Below are 17,110 nucleotides of genomic sequence, written 5' to 3'. Positions count from 1 at the left end.
CTCGTACCGCCACGAAAGTCAAGATAAGTGGGTAGGCGCGATGGCCATCGGCGCTTGGGACCGATTCGCCCCGCCTTACTTGGGCAGCACGATTTCCTGGTCGCCGATATTCTGGAAACGTGACGGTATGACGACATCGCCATAGCCGCCCGAGGGGTCTGCTCCGCTGCAGAAATCGTGCCGGTTGGCCCGGCCCACATAAACGGACATCCGCCGCAGCGCCTCGTCCACCGCCACCGACTGCTCATGCGGCGTTTCTACCAGCAGGTTGTCGAGCGCAAAGTCGTAGCTATCGTAGCGATAGTTCAGAGCCCGGACGAACCAGTTGATATGCGCGCTGTTCTCGGACTTGCGCGCCGCCACGTTGAGTCCCCGCTCCGGCGGCAGGCCGCCCCCGAGGCTTTCAAGTGCCAGTGCCCGCTGCCGATCCACCTCGATCACCGCGCAGATAGCCGCGAAGGTCTTGGGAATGGTGTCGATATCGGAGGTGATATGCGCGCCGACCGTGGAATAGCGCGTGCGCGAGGACTGGTAAGGCGTCTGCCGCAGCCAGTTGTAATAGCGCTCGATGGTGAAATTGACGTCCTGGGCCGGAGTGATGCGCGTGCGCTGCAACTCGACGGCGGTATCGTAGAACCAGTCCTTGGAATGGGCGGCGACGAGAAAACGCCAGACGCGATCATGCATCTCGCGCTCCTGGTCGGTTTCGTTGAAGTTCGAGACTGCTTCCTTGCGTTGCCGCGCCAGGAAATCCCCGGCTGCAGGCATGGCGGTATCATGGGTGAAGCCTGGAGTGGCACGGCCGAAATCGCCCACCGGGCGCGCGACGCAGCCAGCGGCTAGGCCGGCCAGTAGGCAAAAGGAGAATGCGCGCAGCAGCGCGCCAGAACGATCACCCACGCTTGCGCTTGGGTCGCGACGGGTCGAGACTATTGGTTGGCGGTGTCCCGCGCTCATAACGCACCCCGGTAAACATCAGTATTTGGGCGTCACCGGGGCTGCGTTTTCCAGCGCCGGCGGGTTTTCGCCGCTGATCGAATTTGACGAGCTTTCCCAAGCCTGCCTCCAGTTCAATTCGCTCCCCCTTCCCAAGGGGGCAGCGTCTCGCGTTGCCAACGATGGTGCGTTGCCCAGCGCACCGCTTCATGTCCGCATTAAGAGATCGTCAAGGTTAACAGTCTGCTAACGAATTGGCGGCAAGAGTGGCCATGCATCAAATGTGATGCGATTCCGAAGTGACGGTCCCCGCAAAATGCTTGGTTTCCAGCCCTACGAGACGTTTCAACTGCTGATCGAGACCGGCGGGGTCGATCGAACCAACACGCTCCTGATCGCCGCCTGCGATGCTTATGCCCGCCGCGGCAAGCCGACCCCTCCCGAAATGGAACAGTTTGAGACCCTGGCCGGGCGGCTATTCCCCATTGCCGGCCCGCAGGCCCGCGCCAAGGGCGCCGCAATCCTGGGGCGCGCCGAAATCCTGTCCCCTGCCCTCGAGCAGCTCGTAGTCGAGAATATCGGCGAGGATCTCAATAGCTTCCTGCAAAGCGCGGTCGAGCTCAGCGAGCCGACCATGCTCGATATCATCGCCCGCTATGACGTCCCCGCTGCTGCCATCATTGCGGCGCGGCCAGACCTGTCGAACGTGGTGCTCGCGAAGCTCTTCCAGATGAATTCGCGCAAGGTCTACCGCGCCCTTGCCGCCAATACCGCCATCGTGCCACGAGGCGCCTATCTCAGCGCCCTGGCCCGCTCAGCGCAGATGGACCACATGGTAGCCGAGGCCCTGGCCAAGCGCGCCGACTTCGACGCCGCCCTGCTCGCCCCCGCCTTCTTCGATCTTTCCGACGATGATCGTGTCAAGGTTATCCGGGCTTATGCCCACCGCGAAACGCCGCTTGCGCCGATCAGCAAGACCATCGAACAGCTCACCGTCGCCAATCAGGAGTTGACCAAAGCCCTGATGAAACTGTTCTCCGAAAATCGCCGTCCGGAAGTGACGCGTCTGCTGAGCCAACTCACCGGCCTCGACGAAGTCCGCTGCGGCCAGATCGCGCATGACGTCACCGGTGCCTCGCTCTTCGTCATCCTGCGCGCCTTCGGCTGCTCGGCTTATGACGGGCTCAAGGTGCTGATCCATGCCACCAGCCACGACAGCGACCGCTCCCGCGCCCTGGCCGATTTCGCCACGCTCTTCGGCAACGTCACCCCGGAATCCATGGCTTATCTCATGAGCGCCTGGCGCGGCGAGGTGAACCTGCTCGAGCTCTCCAAGCCCGAGTACAAGCCCTTCACCGAGACCAGCCGCCGCACCCCCGCGGCCCTGGCCCCGGCCCACAATCCGGTGGTCGAACAGGCCATCGAGGCCTTGGCCCGCATCGGCATCAAGCGCGCCGGCTGAGGTGGCTTAGCTCACCACCTCTATCCCCGGATCATCGCCCCTCAGATCGAGGCTGATCACCCACAGGTCAGGATCAAAATCGATCTCGCGGGCGATTCTCTCCCGCACCTTGGCGGGTTCCGCGCGTGCGAAGCGCCGCTGGAACACCAGATCGGCATCGTCCTTGCGGCTCGCCATGGGCGCCGGGGTAAAGAGGGATATCGTGCCATCAAGGTGATCGACCTCGACGAACACCTGCCCGGCGATCAGGTCGCCGCGGCGTGCCACCACGCACATATTGCCCAGGTCGTTATGGCGCCTGACGAAAGCGCTGCACCAGATATCGGTGCGAAGCAGGCCCACCTAGATGGATGCGCCGGCATCGCGCAGCAGGCCGACCAGGTCAGGCTTTATCTGCCCGGTCACCCGATAGCTGTGGAAGTTCTCGAACTCGCGGATCGCTTTGGCCGTCGCGTCGCCGGGGTGTCCGTCGATCGAGCCATGGTAGAAGCCGAGGCTGGCCAGGCCGCGCTGGATCTGACTGACCAGTTGCACATTATTGGCGGGCGCTACCGTAGTCGCGGCCATCTGCTGGTTCGCCACTGGCTGCTGCTGGATCGCGGTGACCGGCTGCGGCGGGGCCATTGGCTCGAGCGAAGCGACCTGTACGGGCGCCGGCATCGGCTGAGCGCTGGTCGCCGCCATCATCGGCAACGCCGGGATCGGCGCCGCGCCCTGGGCAGCCGGCGTGGTTCGTGATCCGCCGACAGCAGCCACGATCGAATCGATGGTCTCGGCCGCGGCGTTACCGACGGTGTCGACCGCAGCATCGATGGGCGTCAGCTCGGGCAAGCGCGCGACCACGCGGTCGGCCTGCGGCGTCGGCTGGGGAGCAACCTGCTGTTGCACCGCAACCTGCTGCACCGGCGGAGCAACAGGTGCCGCGACCGGAGCGGGTTGCGGCTGTACTGCGACCGCCTGCGGGGCAAAGCCGGAGGCATCTGCCCGCAGAATCGCGTCGACAATACCCGGCGTTAGCGCGCCGGTCGGCACCAGGCCATTGCGTTCCTCGAAGGCACGAATGGCGCGGGCCGTCATGGGGCCATAGAAGCCGTCGACCGTGCCCTGGAACAGGCCCAGTTCGGTCAGCTTCTTCTGAACATCAAATGCCTGCTTGTTGCCCACGGGCGCGTCCGGAATCACCGGCGCCGCAATCGGCGCTACGCTGCCCGTCGTCTCGTTGGCGATAGGCGGCACCGCCGCGGCGGACCGCTGTGCGGGCATCACCGGTTCGGGCGCCGCCAGCGGCTGGGCTGCTGGCGCCACCACCGATACCGGAACGTCGCCGGGCTGGCCGAAGAATGGCGCAGGGTGCCGGGCCGTCTGGAAGTAGAGCGCATTGCTGCCGGCCAGCGCCGTCAGCGTGACCATGGCCAACAGGCCCGTCGAGGCCAGCGGCGCGCGCATATAGCGCGACAGGGTCCAAAGCCCGACGCGACCGAGCGAGGTCGCAATGGCGCTGCCCGCCATCAGAGGCAGGTGTGTGAAGGTCGAAGCCGTCATTGCGCTTTTCTTTTTTCGTCTTGCCATGGGGTGATGGGTGCGGCGGCTGGCTCTTTGCGGAGAGGCGTTACGATAGCAGTTTCCTCGGTCTTTATTGCCGGACCGTTTATGGGAAGTAAAACTGTCACGGTTGTCCCCGATCCGATTTCCGAGATCGCACGCAGCGTGCCCTCGTGCAAATCCACCAGGCCCTTGACGATGGAGAGGCCGAGCCCCGTCCCTTCATAGGGCCGCGACAGGCCGTCCTGGGCCTGGAAGAACGGCTCGCCGACGCGCTTCAGCGATTCGGGCGCCATGCCCACGCCGTGGTCGCTGACCGAGAGGTTGAGGCTCTGTCCCTGGCGCTTCAGCGTTACCGTGACCTTGCCGCCTGGATGGCTGAACTTGACCGCGTTGGAGAGCAGGTTGAGCAGGATCTGCCGGCAGGCGCGCTCGTCGGCCACCAGCATGGGCAGGCTCTTGCCGATATCGGCGACAAGCGTGATCTCGTGCTTTTGGGCCATATCGCGCACCATGTCGAAGCAGGGCTCGACAATGTCCTGGGGCTGGAACGGCTCGGTCTGCAGCTCGAACTTGCCGGCTTCGAGCCGAGACATGTCGAGCAGCATGCGCACCACTTCGAGCAGATGCTTGCCGCTCTGATGGATTAGCCCGGCATACTCGCGGTGCGTCTGTGACAGTTCTCCGCCAATGCCTGATGTCATCATCTCGGAGAAGCCGACCACGGCGTTGAGCGGCGTACGCAGCTCGTGCCCGATGGTGGCCAGGAAACGCGACTTGGCCTCGGATGCTTCCTCGGCTGCGCGGCGCGCTTCGGCCATGGCCGCTTCATTGTCCTTACGATCCGTGACATCGCGCAGCAGCGCCACGACCTCGTGACGCACCGCGGTGGTCTCGGGATCGACCACAGGCGACAGGCTGACCTCCACCCAGATGAAATGCGGCACGTTGCTGGTTGCGTACGGGTCATCCTGGCGCATCCGCACCTCGATGGTGCGCGACTTGCCGCCCTGGTTGGCGTCGGCAAAAGCGGTGAGGTAAGCGGGACGGTCGAGCACATGCAGGCGCTCGCCGAGACCACTTCCGGTCAATTCATAGCGGCGGCAGCCGAACAGCGCCTCCGACGAGCGCGACGCCAGCAGCACTTCGCCATCGCTGGAAAAGCGAATCACTGCGTCCTGCACGTGTTCGATCAGGTGCCGGTAGGCGGTCACCTGCGCCTTGTCGTAAACCTCATAGGCCGCGTTGATGCGGTTGGCGGTGTGGATCACCACACCGATACTGCCGATGAAGGTCACGGCCGAGCAGATCACCAGCGTCGCCGGCTCCATCGGAATGGCGGCGGCGGCGAACAGGGCAGAGAGGCCGGCAAGGGCGCCGACACCAGCCAGCAGAAACCAGCTCTGCCGACGCAATTGCGGACGGCCCAGCAGCGAGGCCAGCACCGGCGCCATGAGCGCGACAGCGAGGCCTGCGTCAGCCAGCCGGCTATCGGCCAGCGCCAGCAGCAGGCCCAGCAGCAGCAAGGTGTGAACCTGCCCGGCGGCCGCCTGCTCGAACATGCGCCGCTGATGCAAAGCAAGCGTGGTCATGCCGCTACCCAGCGCGATAGCGGCCATCACGAATGGCAGCAGGCTGCCCGTGACCAGCCAATAGATGGCGAAAGGCATGGCGAGCGCGCCAAGGACGATGGTGATGCGCGAATTGTTGGCGAGCGTCTTGCGGCGCAGCATTTCCGGCCGATGGCCGGTGCCGGCGATGGCCAGGGACATCTCTTTGCTTGCGCCGAAAGAGAACAGGCTACGCATACGCATTACTCACAATCACGACGCCAGCAGTGACGGTGCCGGTAGCACCTCGAAGCGCGGCCTTGCCCGCTACGCTCCGCCCGAATGACCTTCGGGTCTTGTTGCAGCCACACTGGGGTCCAAGAGCTAAAGCCGCCTTAAACACCTGCCCCGGCAATGGCTTGCGGGCGGCTCCGGGAGGCCCTTTCTCGGGTTAGCGTAAACAAGGTGTTGCCCACCTTCCGGTATCGCGACGGATTTGATTCAAATTTTATCGAATTCTCCCAACGCAGCTTAATGGCCCCCGCCTAGGCTCGGTGATGCAGACGGATCAGGGTCTGCGACAGTTTTGGATCAGGCTAATGTTTGTTGTTGTTCGATCGGTTTTCTGGCTGACGGTCGCCTATATGGTGATCAAGCCCGGCGTCGATCTTCCCGATGCCAGCGCATTGTCGGCCCAGGCCCTGGCGGCCGGGACGAAGGTGGTCGCCGAACAGGTCGTCAACATCGAATGTGACAGTTTTCAATGCGTCGGCGGCAAGGCCGTGATTGCCGCCGCGCTGCAGGCTTCCCCGTCGGCTGGCTTTCCCATGCATGAGACGCCAGCGATCAGTCCGGTCCCCTTCCCCCGGCCCCGGCCGGACTGGGCGGGATAGCGGACGCCCGTCACAGGGCGCCCGAAATCGACCCCAGTGGGTCGCGTCACTTCCCCAAGCGACGCACTCCAGCGACCCCTGGCCCTGCCGCAAGCACGCTGCCCCGTGCTTGCGGCTTTTTCTTTGCCCATTGCGCGGCGTGCCCTTGTTCGGCGGTGTGCTTTGGACGTACCTCTGCGTCTGCAACAAGGGTTCAGCAGACATGACGCAAGACGACCAATCGCCAAAGGGCCCGACGAAACTGATCGTCCTGCTTGCTTTCGACAAGAACGAGGAAGGCGATCTGCTGCCGGCGTTCGAGCCGCGCGAAATGCGGGATGCCGGCACCGCCATCCGGTCGGCAAAGGATTTGGCGCGCCGCCACGCCGGCGTCATTGCCTGGTCTCGATCGGCCGATCTGGTGAACGGGGAGTTCGGCGAGCCCGAGGTGCTGTTCCAGCACGGCGACATCCCCGACATCGAATAGCGGCCGACGGAACTGGAAATGCCTGTGACCTTGGCCTAGATAGCAGACATGACCGAGCCCGCCGCCTTTCAGGACATTGCAGAAAACCTCTCCTTCCTCGACGACTGGGAGGACCGGCTGAATTATCTCATCGAGCTAGGCCAAGCGCTGCCGGCAATGCCGGAAAGCGACATGACGCCAGACACCAAGGTGAAGGGCTGCGTGTCGAATGTCTGGCTGGTGTCCAGCACAGACCAATCGAGCGGTTCGCCAGTCATGAGCTTCCGCGGCCAATCGGATGCCATCATCACCAAGGGTCTCGTAGCGGTGCTCATCGCGCTCTATTCTGGCCGCCCGGCTGCGGAGATCGCCGAAACCGATGCCATCGCCTGGTTCAAGAAGGTCGGCCTGAGCGAGCATTTGGGCATGCAGCGCTCCAATGGCCTGGTCGCGATGGTCAACCGCATTCGAACCGAAGCCAAGGCGCTGAGTTGATCTAGCTCCGGGTCGGCGGCACGTCCGCGATCAGCGGCAGCCTTTCCTCCAACCAGGCCTGCGTCCCCACGCCATCCGCGCCCGTTGCGTGCGGGGTCAGCCCAAACTGAGCCGCCAGTTGGTCGAGACCGATGCGCAATACCAGCTTGGCGCTGCGGCGCGGCCAGCGTCGCTCCGTCTCGACCAGCTGCAGGCCCTTGCCCAGGCCGCAGACGTCGAACAGCACGCCCCAGCAGTCCGCCGGCAGCAGGCCGGCCAGCCGGTTCAGCCGCTGTCGCGCCGCGGCGGCGGTATCGGACGCCTCGGCAACGCCATTGCCCTGTGAACGCCCGCCAACACGGGCGGGGTCATACGACATGGTAACGCGCGGCGAGATTCGGCTCCGCTCGATGAGCCGTTCGAGCCGATCTGCCGCCGCCAGATGATGGCTAAGCAAGAATGGCGCTTCCCCATCGCGCGACGCCGCAAGGCGGGGCAGCGCGTTGTCTTCAATGCGCGCCATTGCCGCCTCCATCGCGCAGGGTTTCCAGCCGCTGTTCCAGTTGCTGCACTTCTTCGTCGAACACCGCATCGTCGCGCATGTCCTCGATCAAAGCGCAAGCATATGAGACAGTAGTCCTATCACGTCCGAAAGCGTCACCGATCTCCGTCAGGCTGCGCCCGAGGATGACATGGGACAGGTACATGGCGATCTGGCGGGCCCTCGCCGCCTGCGCCCGGCAGCGTGACTTATGCGTAAGTAGCCGTGCGGGAACATTTCTTGCACGCGCCACCAGCGCTATGACATCATCAAGGGGCCAGGCGTCCGCTGCCCCGGCATCGTGGAAAGTGGGCGCGGCTGGCCCGGCAAGAAGGTCGTACATCGGCTGGCCTCATCGATATCAAGGAATTTATTCCTAGATATTGCGACAGGGCAAGCGGGACGGGGATAAGTGGGATAACCGAGTGGGGAGCTTATGCCACAAATTCAAACGGCCGCTTTGCGAGCGGCCGTTTGAATTCTGGTTATCGCCGGGGCCTGCACGGTTCTTGGGGACCAGCAAGCGCGACGTTTCGTGGTGTGGACGAGCTTACGCTGCCTTGCGGCCGAGGCCGTTGTCCTTGGCCAGCTTGGAGCGAGTGGCCGAGTAGTTGGGGGCAACCATCGGGTAGTCGGCGGGCAGGCCCCACTTCTCGCGGTATTCTTCCGGCGAGAGATTGTAGTGGGTGCGCAGATGGCGCTTCAGCGACTTGAACTTCTTCCCGTCTTCCAGGCAGATGATGTAGTCGGCCGCAACGGACTTGCGGACAGGCACGGCGGGCTTCAGCTCTTCCACGGGAAGCGGTGCTTCGTTGGAAGAAAGGGCACGCAGTGCACCATGAACGTCGGCGATCAGCTTGGGCAGATCGGTCGGGCTCACGGCATTGTGGCTCACATAGGCCGAGACGATTTCGGTGCTGAGTTCGATCAGGTCTTGCTCGTAACCGGTCGCCGCGCCGGTGGTGTCACTCATGTTCAACCTTTCATTTTTTCTTATTGGGCCGCGAAAAGGGCAGTCACAGCCGTGGTGCATTTCTAGGGCTGTTTACTGCATGCCGCAACCCGACCCGGGGCAATTAACATGTAAGCAGTCGCGGCTATTTATGCAGTGGGAGTTTGGCCGTTTTTAGACTTCAGCTCATCGACCACCATATTTTTGATTTGTGCACTATCAATACGATAACTTGCCCGCGCCAACAGATGAGCTGCAATCGGCGTAGTCAGCAAAAGGAACGCCACGCCAATTATTGCACGCAGCGCAATCGCACTATCGAAACTTACCAATGCAACGGCCAGTAGAATCAGTCCGCCGCCAACGACTCCGGCCTTGGACGCAGCATGCATGCGCGTGAGCAGATCGGGAAGCCGAAGAATGCCGATTGCCGCCAACAGGGTAAACACGGAGCCAAGCAACACCAACAGGCAACCCAGATAGATCATCAAATCGGCGATCATGGATTGTCCTCCTGCTTTACCGGTCGCGACATCAGGTAGCGCGCCAGCGCGACCGTCGCGAGAAAACCGAGCAGTGCCAGGGCTATGGCAATGTCGAGATAGAGCGTGAGGCCCGTGCGGATGGCGATGGCGCCGACAAAGCCCATTGCCACCATGGTGAGCAGGTCGAGCGCCAGCACCCGATCGGCCAATGTCGGCCCAATGATGATTCTGATGGTGGCGAGAACGAGCGCCAACCCCAGGATGACAAGAGCAACCATAGTCGCGAGCGAGAGCATATCGGCCGGGCTCATGCGAACACCTCCTGCACCTTGCGCTCGAAACCCCTTGCGATGTCCGCGATCAGCTGCTCGCGTGACGCCAGGTTCAGCACATGCACATAGAGCGTGGCGCGGTCGTCGGAGACGTCGACGCTCAAGGTTCCCGGCGTCAGTGTGATGAGGTTTGCCAAAAGCGCGATTTCGGCGTCCGATTTTACGGTTAACGGAAAAGCGACAATTGCGGGACGCAGCGCCGACCGCAGGTCGGGCGTCAGCACGATCAGCCCGACGCGCACCGCACTGACATTGAGTTCATAGAGAAACAGCACGGCCAGCGACAGGGCACGCCGCAGTTTGCGCAGCATCGGCGCGCCGCCGAACCAATGACGCAGCAGCAGTGCTGCCGCGCCGCCAACCGCGGCGCCGAGCAGCACGTTTAGCCCGCTAAAGTTGCCGGTGATGGCCGCCCAGGTTAGCGCCAGCAGCGCGATCATCGGTACGACGTTCATGGCGTACCTCCCGCCAGCCCGACCGCCGCCACATAGCGCGCCGGATTTAGAATATCGGCGGCCCCGGTGATGGCGACCTCGAAGAGGAAGTTGGGCCAGAGCCCCGCCGCCGCGATGGCGCCGACCAACAGCCCGGCAGCTCCATAGCGCAGGCGCCACTCGCCATTGCCGACGGCAACCGGGTTTTCTGGAAAGGCTCCGGGCGCCGCGCGCCAGAATATGTGGGCCCATAGCCGTGAGCCGGCGATCAGGGTCAGCACGGCGTTGACGACGAGCGCGCCTACCAGCAATCCGCCGCGCCACCCCCCTGCTCCCAGCCCGGCTTCGAGCAGCAGCAGCTTGGGCCAGAAGCCGAGGAAGGGCGGCACGCCGGCCGCCGCCAGGACCAGCACAAGGAACAGGATGGAAAGTGGAGCGCTGGCGGCATAGAGCCCACCCATCCGCCGCGAATCCATCTGGCCGGTCCCGCGCTCGACGAGCCCGGCCACGAGATAGAGCGCCGTCATCGTCAGGATAGCGTGAAAAATGTACGCCCCGGCCCCGGCCACGCCGCTTTGCGATGGCAGGGCGATACCGGCCAGCACCGCGCCGATGCCGCCGATGACCACAAAGCCGATGGCTCGCCGCAGATTGGTCTCCGCGATTGCGCCCAGGGGCGCAATGACCAGCGTGGCGATGGCAATGCTGGCCAGTACCGGCTCCAGCACGTCGCGGCTGCCCGGCAGGATGGCGACCAGGGCCCGTAACAGCGCATAGACCCCGACCTTGGTCAGCAGGCCCGCGAGCAGGGCCGAAATGACCGCCGGCGGAGTGTGGTAGGATGCCGGCAGCCAGGCATTGACCGGGAACGCCGCCGCCTTCATGCCGAAGGCCAACAGCAGCAACGATGCGACGCCCGTCATCGCCGCCGGATTGGCGGAAGGAGCGGCGCGCAGGATGTCGGCCATGTTGAGCGTGCCGAGGAGGCCATAGAGCAGGCCTAGCGACAGCAGGAATAGCGACGTCGCGAGGAAGTTGAGGAAGCCGTATTTGACGGCGCCATCGAGTCGCGCCGCGCCGCCACCCATGACCATCAGACCGAACGAGGCGATCAGCATCACCTCGAACCAGACATAGAGGTTGAACAGGTCGCCGGTGAGGAATGAGCCGGTCACGCCGGCCAGAAGCAGCAGCACCAGAGCATGGAAGCCGTCCTTACCGTCGCGCCCGCTGCGTTCGGCCTCGGCATAAACCAGCACGATGATCGTCACCAGCGCCGCGGCCAATGCGAAACCCGCTCCGAACAGGTCGGCGGTGAAGCTGATCCCAAACGGCGGCAACCAATTGCCCATGGTCATGCTCACCGGGCCACTCTCCAGCACGCGCAGCAGCAAAGCCACCTCGGACGCAACGATGGCCCCTACGGCCAGCAGCGCCAGCACAAAACCGACGCGGGCTGCCTCGCGTAGCATCACCAACACGGCCGCGGTCATCAGCGCGAGCACCAGCGGTAGCACGATGACCCAATCACCCGGCAGAACTGGGGTGGCTTGCACCAGCGTTTCCATCAGTAGCTCAGCGGCGGGTTGGGCGCGTCATCCGGCTCGGCGACGCGCATGTTGTCGGTATTGTCGGCATCCAGGGTCTGATAGGCCCGATAGGCCAGCACCAGCAGGAAGCTGAACATCGAGAAGCCGATGACGATAGCGGTCAGAATCAACGCCTGCGGCAGCGGATTGGCGATCGGACCAGCCGGATGCTCCAGCCCGGCCGGCACGATCGGCGCGGCCTCACGCGTCAGCCGCCCGGCAGTGAAGATCAGCAGGTTGACGCCATTGCCCAGCACGACGAGCCCAAGCAGCATGCGGATCAGTGACCGCGACAGCAGCAGGTAGACGCCGAGCGCCACGAAACAACCGACAAGGGCGGCGATCACGAAATCCATCAGCTCTCGTCTCCGCTGCTGTCTTCGAGCGCCAGCGCGATCGAGGCGATGGTGCCGAACACGACGAAATAGACGCCGATATCGAACACCATGGGGGTGGAGAACGGCACCGTGGTCTCACCGAGGTCGAGATAGAGCCAGATGCTGGTCATGAAGGGGGTGTCGTTGAAGATCGACATCAGGCCGGAAAGACCGGCGATGAAGACGCCGAAACCGGCGAAACCAAGCGGGTCGAACCGCAGCGCCCGCCGCGCCACTGCCGGCCCCGAGGCCATGCCGAGGATGGCGATGGAGGACGCGGCTATCAGCCCGCCGATGAAGCCACCACCCGGCTCGTTATGGCCGCGCAGGCAGATATAGACCGAGAAGACCAGCATGGTGGCAACGATGAGCGGCGCGAAGGTGCGGAAGATCAGTGTGTTCATACGACCGCCTTCCTGCGCTTGCGTGGCGCCGTCGGAGCCGCTGGCGGAGCCGGCTTCTGGCGGCTGCGCAACAGCACCATGATAGCGATGCCGGCCGCCATCACCACCGAGATTTCGCCCAGCGTATCGAAGCCGCGATAGTCGACGAGGATCACGTTGACGACATTGGCGCCATGCGCCACGGGCACGCTGGTGGCGGTGAAGAAGTCCGACAGCCGCGTATCGAGCGTACCCGACAGCACCACCATCAGCAGCAGGCTCACGCCCGCGCCGCAGACGATCGCCAGCGTGCCGTCGCGCAGCAGGTCCTCGAACGGGCGCTGGTCGCGCTCGTCGAGCCGCAGCCGCGTCATCACCAATGCGAGGATGACCACCGACAGGATTTCGACCATGAACTGGGTGAAGGCCAGGTCCGGCGCGCCGAACAGCAGGAAGATCAGCGCCACCGCCGTACCCTGCACGCCCAGTGCCAGGATAGCGACCAGCCGGTTCGGTGCGGCGAGAATGGCGCTAAGGCCCACCAGCGCCAGTGCAATGACGCCCCATTCGTAAGGCCGCAGTTCGGGCCATTGCAGCCACGCCGACCAATTGCCGAGCTCGGCATTCGGCAGCAGCGCCTCGATGCCGCCAAGGGCAAACAGCGGCACCGCCAAGGCCAGCGCCAGCATGGCGAATACCGTCACGAGATAGAGTTCCAGCCGCCCGTGATGCAGCAGGCGCGTCACGGCGCCAGCAAACCGAATGAGCCCGAACATCACCGCATCGAAGACGGTATCGGCGGTCCAGCCAAGCGCGGCCTCGAGGCGCCGCAGCAAGGTGCGGATTGCCGCGGCCTGACGATAGGCGAGGATGGCCAGTACCCAAGTCGCTACCGAGAGCCAGAGCACCGGGCTTGCGGGATCGATCGCCCAGCTTAGATGGCTCTCCACCGGCTTGTTCAGCACGGCGGAGGCCGTCGGCGCGAGTACGACGCGGCCAAACCAATCCACCATGAGCGCTGTGACGAGGCCGGCTGCACCCAGCACGACCGGTCCAGCGAGCATGGCAACGGGTGCCTCATGGCCCGATTTGGGCGTGGGCGCCAGGGCGCCGAGGAAGGGCCGGATCGCCACCAGCCCGCCCACCGCCGCCAGCAACGCATTGCCGATCAAGAGCGCGGCCAGGATGGCGATCTGCGGCCATTGCAGGCTGACCAGGTCAAGATACATCTCCTCCTTGGCGAAGAAGCCGATGGCCGGCGGCAAGCCGATCATCGAAAAACTCGCCAGAGCCGCGGCGATGAAGGTCACCGGCATCCGATCGGCCAGCCCGCCCAGGGCGGTGATATCGCGCGTCCCCGCCTCATGATCAATCGCACCGACCACCATGAAGAGCCCGGCCTTGTAGAGCGCATGCGCCACGAAATAGATCACCGCCGCCGCGATGGCCGCTTCGCTGCCCATGCCGATCAGCAGCACCAGCAATCCCAGCGACGCCACCGTGCTTTGCGCCAGCATCTGCTTGAGGTCGGTCTGCCGCATCGCGCCCAGCGCCCCCCAGAGCAGCGTCGCGCCACCGAAGCAGATAAGGATGACCGTCCAGGCGGTCGTGCCGCCCAAAACCGGGGTCGTGCGCGCCAACAGGTAGACGCCGGCCTGCACCATGGTCGCCGAATGCAGGAATGCCGAAACCGGCGTCGGCGCCTCCATGGCATTGGGCAGCCAGAAGTGGAATGGCACCTGCGCCGACTTGGTGAAGGCGGCGAGCAGGAAGCAGCCGAGCACGAGGCCATAGAGCCCATGCCCGCGCACGCTGTCGCCGACCTCGCGCCAGGTGCTCAACTCCCAGGTGCCGCTCAACTGATTGACCAGGATCACGCCGACCAGCAGCCCCATGCCACCGATATTGGTGATGACGAGCGCCTGGATAGCACCGCGCCGCGCCGCCTGTCGCTCATGATCGAAACCGATCAGCAGGAACGACATGACCGCCGTCAGTTCCCAGAACATGAAAAGCGCCAGCATGCTGTCAGCAAGCACCAAGCCAAGCATCGACCCCATGAAGGCCAACAGGAAGCCGAGGAACCGCCCCAGATGCGGATGGCCCTTCAGGTAAGACCCCGCATAGAGCACGATGAGCGCGCCGATGCCCGAGATGGTCAGCGCGAAGGTCAGGCTCAGCCCGTCGATGAAAAACGACAGGTCGAGGCCATAGGCCGGGATCCAGCCGATGCGCGCAGAAATGGCGTTACCAGCCGCGATGGGCTCGATAAAATGCAGCAGAAACAAGAAGATGGCCGCAGGCACTAATGCCAGGACCCAGCCGGAAAACGGCCTGGTCAGCCGGTGAAGCACCGGCGCCAGTGCGGCGGCGACGAATGGCCCGATCGCCACCAGCGCTATACTCGCATCCTGACCCGGTTCCAACGCCCCGCACCCCAACTACCGATTCTGAACAGACGGTTTTCGCGCAAGACCTTAGCGTCTGAGTCTCCCGCGACAAGCTAAAACGGCCCGGTGCGTCATGTTATCCCGTGCTGTGGGCCGCCCCTCTTCCTTTGGTTGCCCTAGCGTCCTATGTCAGTGCACCCGCCTCTACGGATCATCCCATGCCCAAGACCGTCCCGCCCGTCGCCGCCCGCAAGTCGCATGTCGTCACGTTCCACAACGTCCAGCGCGACGACCCGTACCATTGGCTGCGCGCAGAGAACTGGCAGGAGGTGATGCAGAAGCCCGAGACGCTGGACGCGGAAATCCGCGCCTATCTCGACGCCGAGAATGCCTATTACGAGGCCGATTTCGGCAAGCCGACCGAGGCGCTGCAGGAGACGATCTACAAGGAAATCCGCGGCCGCATCAAAGAGGACGACAGTGGCATCGCCTCTCCGGACGGCCCCTTCGCCTATAATTCGCGCATGCTCGAGGGCAAGCAGTACCCCCTGATCGTGCGCACGCCACGCGATGGCGGACCTGAGACCGTATTGCTCGATTGCAATGTCGAAGCAGGCGACGACTATTTCGGCTTTGCCGGCGCCGAGCATGATCGCTCGCACCGCTACCTCGCCTGGGCCGCAGATCGCGCCGGCTCGGAATATTATGACATTGTCATCCGCGATCTCGATACCGGCAAGGATAGTGCCGAAATCATCAAGGACACGGCGGGTTCCTATGTATGGACCAACGATTCCAGCGCACTCTACTACACTGAGTATGACGACAATCACCGCCCCTACCGCATCCGCCTCCATACCATCGGCACCGACCAGGCGAGCGATCCTGTTATCTTCGAGGAGAAGGACCCCGGCTTCTTTGTCGGCGTCGGCCGCACGCTTTCGGACAAGTTCATCGTCATCGATGCGCATGATCACCAGACCAGCGAATGCTGGCTGATCGATGCCGAGCTTGGCGGCGAGCCCCGCCTCGTCGCGCCTCGCCTCACCGATCGCGAATACGACATCGATGAGCGCGACGGCCTGCTGTACATCCGCACCAATGCCGATGGCGCCGAGGATTTCAAAGTCTCCGTCGCACCTGTCAGCAATCCCGGCGCCGAGAACTGGACCGACCTCGTCCCTCACCAGCAGGGCGTGCTGATCCTCGACACGATCGTCATTAAGAATCACCTGCTCCGGCTGGAGCGCTTCGAAGGCCTGCCGCGCATTGTCGTGCGCGACCTGCGCACCAACAGCGAGGAAACGGTCAAGTTCGACGAAGAGGCCTATTCGCTTGGCATGTCGGTTGGCTACGAATTTGACACCTCGGTATTCCGTCTCACCTATTCGTCGCCGACCACACCGTCGCGCACCTATGACGTCGATCTCGATACCGGCATCCGCACCCTGCTCAAAGAGCAGGAAGTGCCTTCCGGCCACAATCCCGCCGACTACGAGACGCGCCGCCTCTTCGCCAAGGCCAACGATGGCGAACTGGTTCCCGTAACCGTGCTCTATCGCAAGGGCACCAAGCTCGACGGGGCCGCCCCTGCTTTGCTCTACGGCTATGGCGCCTACGGCATGTCCATGCCGTCGTCCTTCTCAATCTCGGCGCTGTCGCTGGTCGATCGCGGTTTCATCCATGCCACCGCCCACATTCGCGGCGGCATGGAGAAGGGCTATCGCTGGTACGTCCAAGGCCGTCGCGAGCACAAAACCAACACCTTCACCGATTTCATCGCCTCGGCCGAAATGCTGATCGCCGAGGGCTACACCTCCAAGGGCCGTATCGTGGCCCAGGGCGGTTCGGCCGGCGGCATGCTGATGGGCGCTGTCGCCAATCTAAGGCCCGACCTGTGGGGTGGGATTCTCGCCCAGGTGCCGTTCGTCGACGTGCTCAACACCATGCTCGACGAAACCCTGCCGCTCACGCCGCCCGAATGGCCCGAATGGGGTAATCCGCTGGCCTCTGCAGACGACTATGCCCGCATCGCCGCCTACGCGCCCTATGAGCAGGTGGCCGCCAAGGCCTATCCGCCGATCTTCGCCCTTGCCGGGCTTACCGATCCGCGCGTGACCTATTGGGAGCCGGCCAAGTGGGTAGCACGCCTGCGGGCGACCAAGACCGATACTGCCCCACTTTATCTGCGCACCAATATGGGCGCGGGGCACGGCGGTGCCTCCGGGCGCTTCGACCGCCTCAAGGAAACCGCCATGTGCTACGCCTTCGCGCTTGATGTGGTGGGAATGGCGTAGACGCGGGCGCCTTTGAGCTCGTTCTGAG

19 protein-coding genes are annotated in these 17,110 nt (G+C 63.9%); 5 read left to right on the top strand and 14 right to left on the bottom strand.

Annotation, left to right across the window (positions count from 1 at the left end; genetic code table 11):
* Positions 1-75 precede the first annotated feature (75 nt).
* Positions 76-900, bottom strand: a complete 825-nt coding sequence (locus MF606_RS05885; RefSeq protein ID WP_240232878.1) for a hypothetical protein — start codon at positions 898-900, stop codon at positions 76-78.
* 352 nt (positions 901-1,252) lie between these two features.
* Between MF606_RS05885 and MF606_RS05880 the strand changes: the two genes are divergently transcribed.
* The gene (locus MF606_RS05880; protein ID WP_240232877.1) at positions 1,253-2,398 is read left to right on the top strand and encodes a DUF2336 domain-containing protein; all 1,146 of its coding nucleotides are present in this window, start codon (positions 1,253-1,255) and stop codon (positions 2,396-2,398) included.
* 6 nt (positions 2,399-2,404) lie between these two features.
* Here MF606_RS05880 and MF606_RS05875 read toward each other — a convergent pair whose 3' ends face one another.
* The 3 genes from MF606_RS05875 to MF606_RS05865 are packed head-to-tail and all read right to left on the bottom strand — an operon-like array spanning position 2,405 to position 5,712.
* A complete protein-coding gene (locus tag MF606_RS05875; RefSeq protein ID WP_240232876.1) occupies positions 2,405-2,740 on the bottom strand; it encodes a DUF1491 family protein in 336 nt (111 codons plus the stop codon).
* A complete protein-coding gene (locus MF606_RS05870; protein WP_240232875.1) occupies positions 2,741-3,940 on the bottom strand; it encodes a peptidoglycan-binding domain-containing protein in 1,200 nt (399 codons plus the stop codon).
* Complete coding sequence (locus MF606_RS05865; protein WP_240232874.1) at positions 3,937-5,712, bottom strand: PAS domain-containing sensor histidine kinase; 1,776 nt, start codon at positions 5,710-5,712, stop codon at positions 3,937-3,939. The genes MF606_RS05870 and MF606_RS05865 overlap by 4 nt, the downstream gene beginning before the upstream one ends.
* Before the next feature lie 377 nt (positions 5,713-6,089).
* On the opposite strand from MF606_RS05865, the gene MF606_RS05860 reads away from it, so the two are divergent.
* The 3 genes from MF606_RS05860 to MF606_RS05850 all read left to right on the top strand — a co-directional run bounded on the left by MF606_RS05860 (position 6,090) and on the right by MF606_RS05850 (position 7,323).
* Positions 6,090-6,383, top strand: a complete 294-nt coding sequence (locus MF606_RS05860; protein ID WP_240232873.1) for a hypothetical protein — start codon at positions 6,090-6,092, stop codon at positions 6,381-6,383.
* A gap of 202 nt (positions 6,384-6,585) precedes the next feature.
* Complete coding sequence (locus MF606_RS05855) at positions 6,586-6,849, top strand: hypothetical protein (protein ID WP_240232872.1); 264 nt, start codon at positions 6,586-6,588, stop codon at positions 6,847-6,849.
* A gap of 48 nt (positions 6,850-6,897) precedes the next feature.
* The gene (locus MF606_RS05850) at positions 6,898-7,323 is read left to right on the top strand and encodes a SufE family protein (protein ID WP_240232871.1); all 426 of its coding nucleotides are present in this window, start codon (positions 6,898-6,900) and stop codon (positions 7,321-7,323) included.
* Position 7,324: 1 nt separating this feature from the next.
* On the opposite strand, the gene MF606_RS05845 is transcribed toward MF606_RS05850, so the two are convergent.
* The 10 genes from MF606_RS05845 to MF606_RS05800 all read right to left on the bottom strand — a co-directional run bounded on the left by MF606_RS05845 (position 7,325) and on the right by MF606_RS05800 (position 14,821).
* Positions 7,325-7,825, bottom strand: coding sequence for a DUF6456 domain-containing protein (locus tag MF606_RS05845; RefSeq protein ID WP_240232870.1), 501 nt, complete (start codon positions 7,823-7,825; stop codon positions 7,325-7,327).
* Complete coding sequence (locus tag MF606_RS05840; RefSeq protein WP_240232869.1) at positions 7,812-8,186, bottom strand: helix-turn-helix domain-containing protein; 375 nt, start codon at positions 8,184-8,186, stop codon at positions 7,812-7,814. Before MF606_RS05840 ends, MF606_RS05845 begins: the two co-directional genes overlap by 14 nt.
* Before the next feature lie 207 nt (positions 8,187-8,393).
* Positions 8,394-8,816, bottom strand: a complete 423-nt coding sequence (locus tag MF606_RS05835; RefSeq protein ID WP_240232868.1) for a Ros/MucR family transcriptional regulator — start codon at positions 8,814-8,816, stop codon at positions 8,394-8,396.
* A 128-nt stretch (positions 8,817-8,944) separates the two neighbouring features.
* Complete coding sequence (mnhG, locus tag MF606_RS05830; protein WP_240232867.1) at positions 8,945-9,298, bottom strand: monovalent cation/H(+) antiporter subunit G; 354 nt, start codon at positions 9,296-9,298, stop codon at positions 8,945-8,947.
* Positions 9,295-9,591 (bottom strand): cation:proton antiporter, encoded by a 297-nt coding sequence (locus MF606_RS05825; RefSeq protein WP_240232866.1) that lies wholly within the window; start codon positions 9,589-9,591, stop codon positions 9,295-9,297. Before MF606_RS05825 ends, mnhG begins: the two co-directional genes overlap by 4 nt.
* The gene (locus MF606_RS05820; RefSeq protein WP_240232865.1) at positions 9,588-10,067 is read right to left on the bottom strand and encodes a Na+/H+ antiporter subunit E; all 480 of its coding nucleotides are present in this window, start codon (positions 10,065-10,067) and stop codon (positions 9,588-9,590) included. Before MF606_RS05820 ends, MF606_RS05825 begins: the two co-directional genes overlap by 4 nt.
* On the bottom strand, positions 10,064-11,602 hold the full coding sequence (locus MF606_RS05815; protein ID WP_240232864.1) for a proton-conducting transporter transmembrane domain-containing protein: 1,539 nt from the start codon (positions 11,600-11,602) through the stop codon (positions 10,064-10,066). The genes MF606_RS05820 and MF606_RS05815 overlap by 4 nt, the downstream gene beginning before the upstream one ends.
* Positions 11,603-11,613: 11 nt before the next feature.
* Positions 11,614-11,991, bottom strand: coding sequence for a Na+/H+ antiporter subunit C (locus tag MF606_RS05810; RefSeq protein ID WP_240232863.1), 378 nt, complete (start codon positions 11,989-11,991; stop codon positions 11,614-11,616).
* On the bottom strand, positions 11,991-12,416 hold the full coding sequence (locus MF606_RS05805; protein ID WP_240232862.1) for an MnhB domain-containing protein: 426 nt from the start codon (positions 12,414-12,416) through the stop codon (positions 11,991-11,993). Before MF606_RS05805 ends, MF606_RS05810 begins: the two co-directional genes overlap by 1 nt.
* On the bottom strand, positions 12,413-14,821 hold the full coding sequence (locus tag MF606_RS05800) for a putative monovalent cation/H+ antiporter subunit A (RefSeq protein WP_240232861.1): 2,409 nt from the start codon (positions 14,819-14,821) through the stop codon (positions 12,413-12,415). The genes MF606_RS05805 and MF606_RS05800 overlap by 4 nt, the downstream gene beginning before the upstream one ends.
* Before the next feature lie 182 nt (positions 14,822-15,003).
* Here MF606_RS05800 and MF606_RS05795 point away from each other — a divergent pair, with 182 nt between their 5' ends.
* On the top strand, positions 15,004-17,082 hold the full coding sequence (locus MF606_RS05795) for a S9 family peptidase (RefSeq protein WP_240232860.1): 2,079 nt from the start codon (positions 15,004-15,006) through the stop codon (positions 17,080-17,082).
* Positions 17,083-17,110: the final 28 nt, after the last annotated feature.

Origin of the sequence: Devosia lacusdianchii, from assembly GCF_022429625.1 — a bacterium.
Classification (GTDB): Bacteria; Pseudomonadota; Alphaproteobacteria; order Rhizobiales; family Devosiaceae; genus Devosia; species Devosia lacusdianchii.
This window is presented reverse-complemented; position numbering and strand designations above follow the sequence as displayed.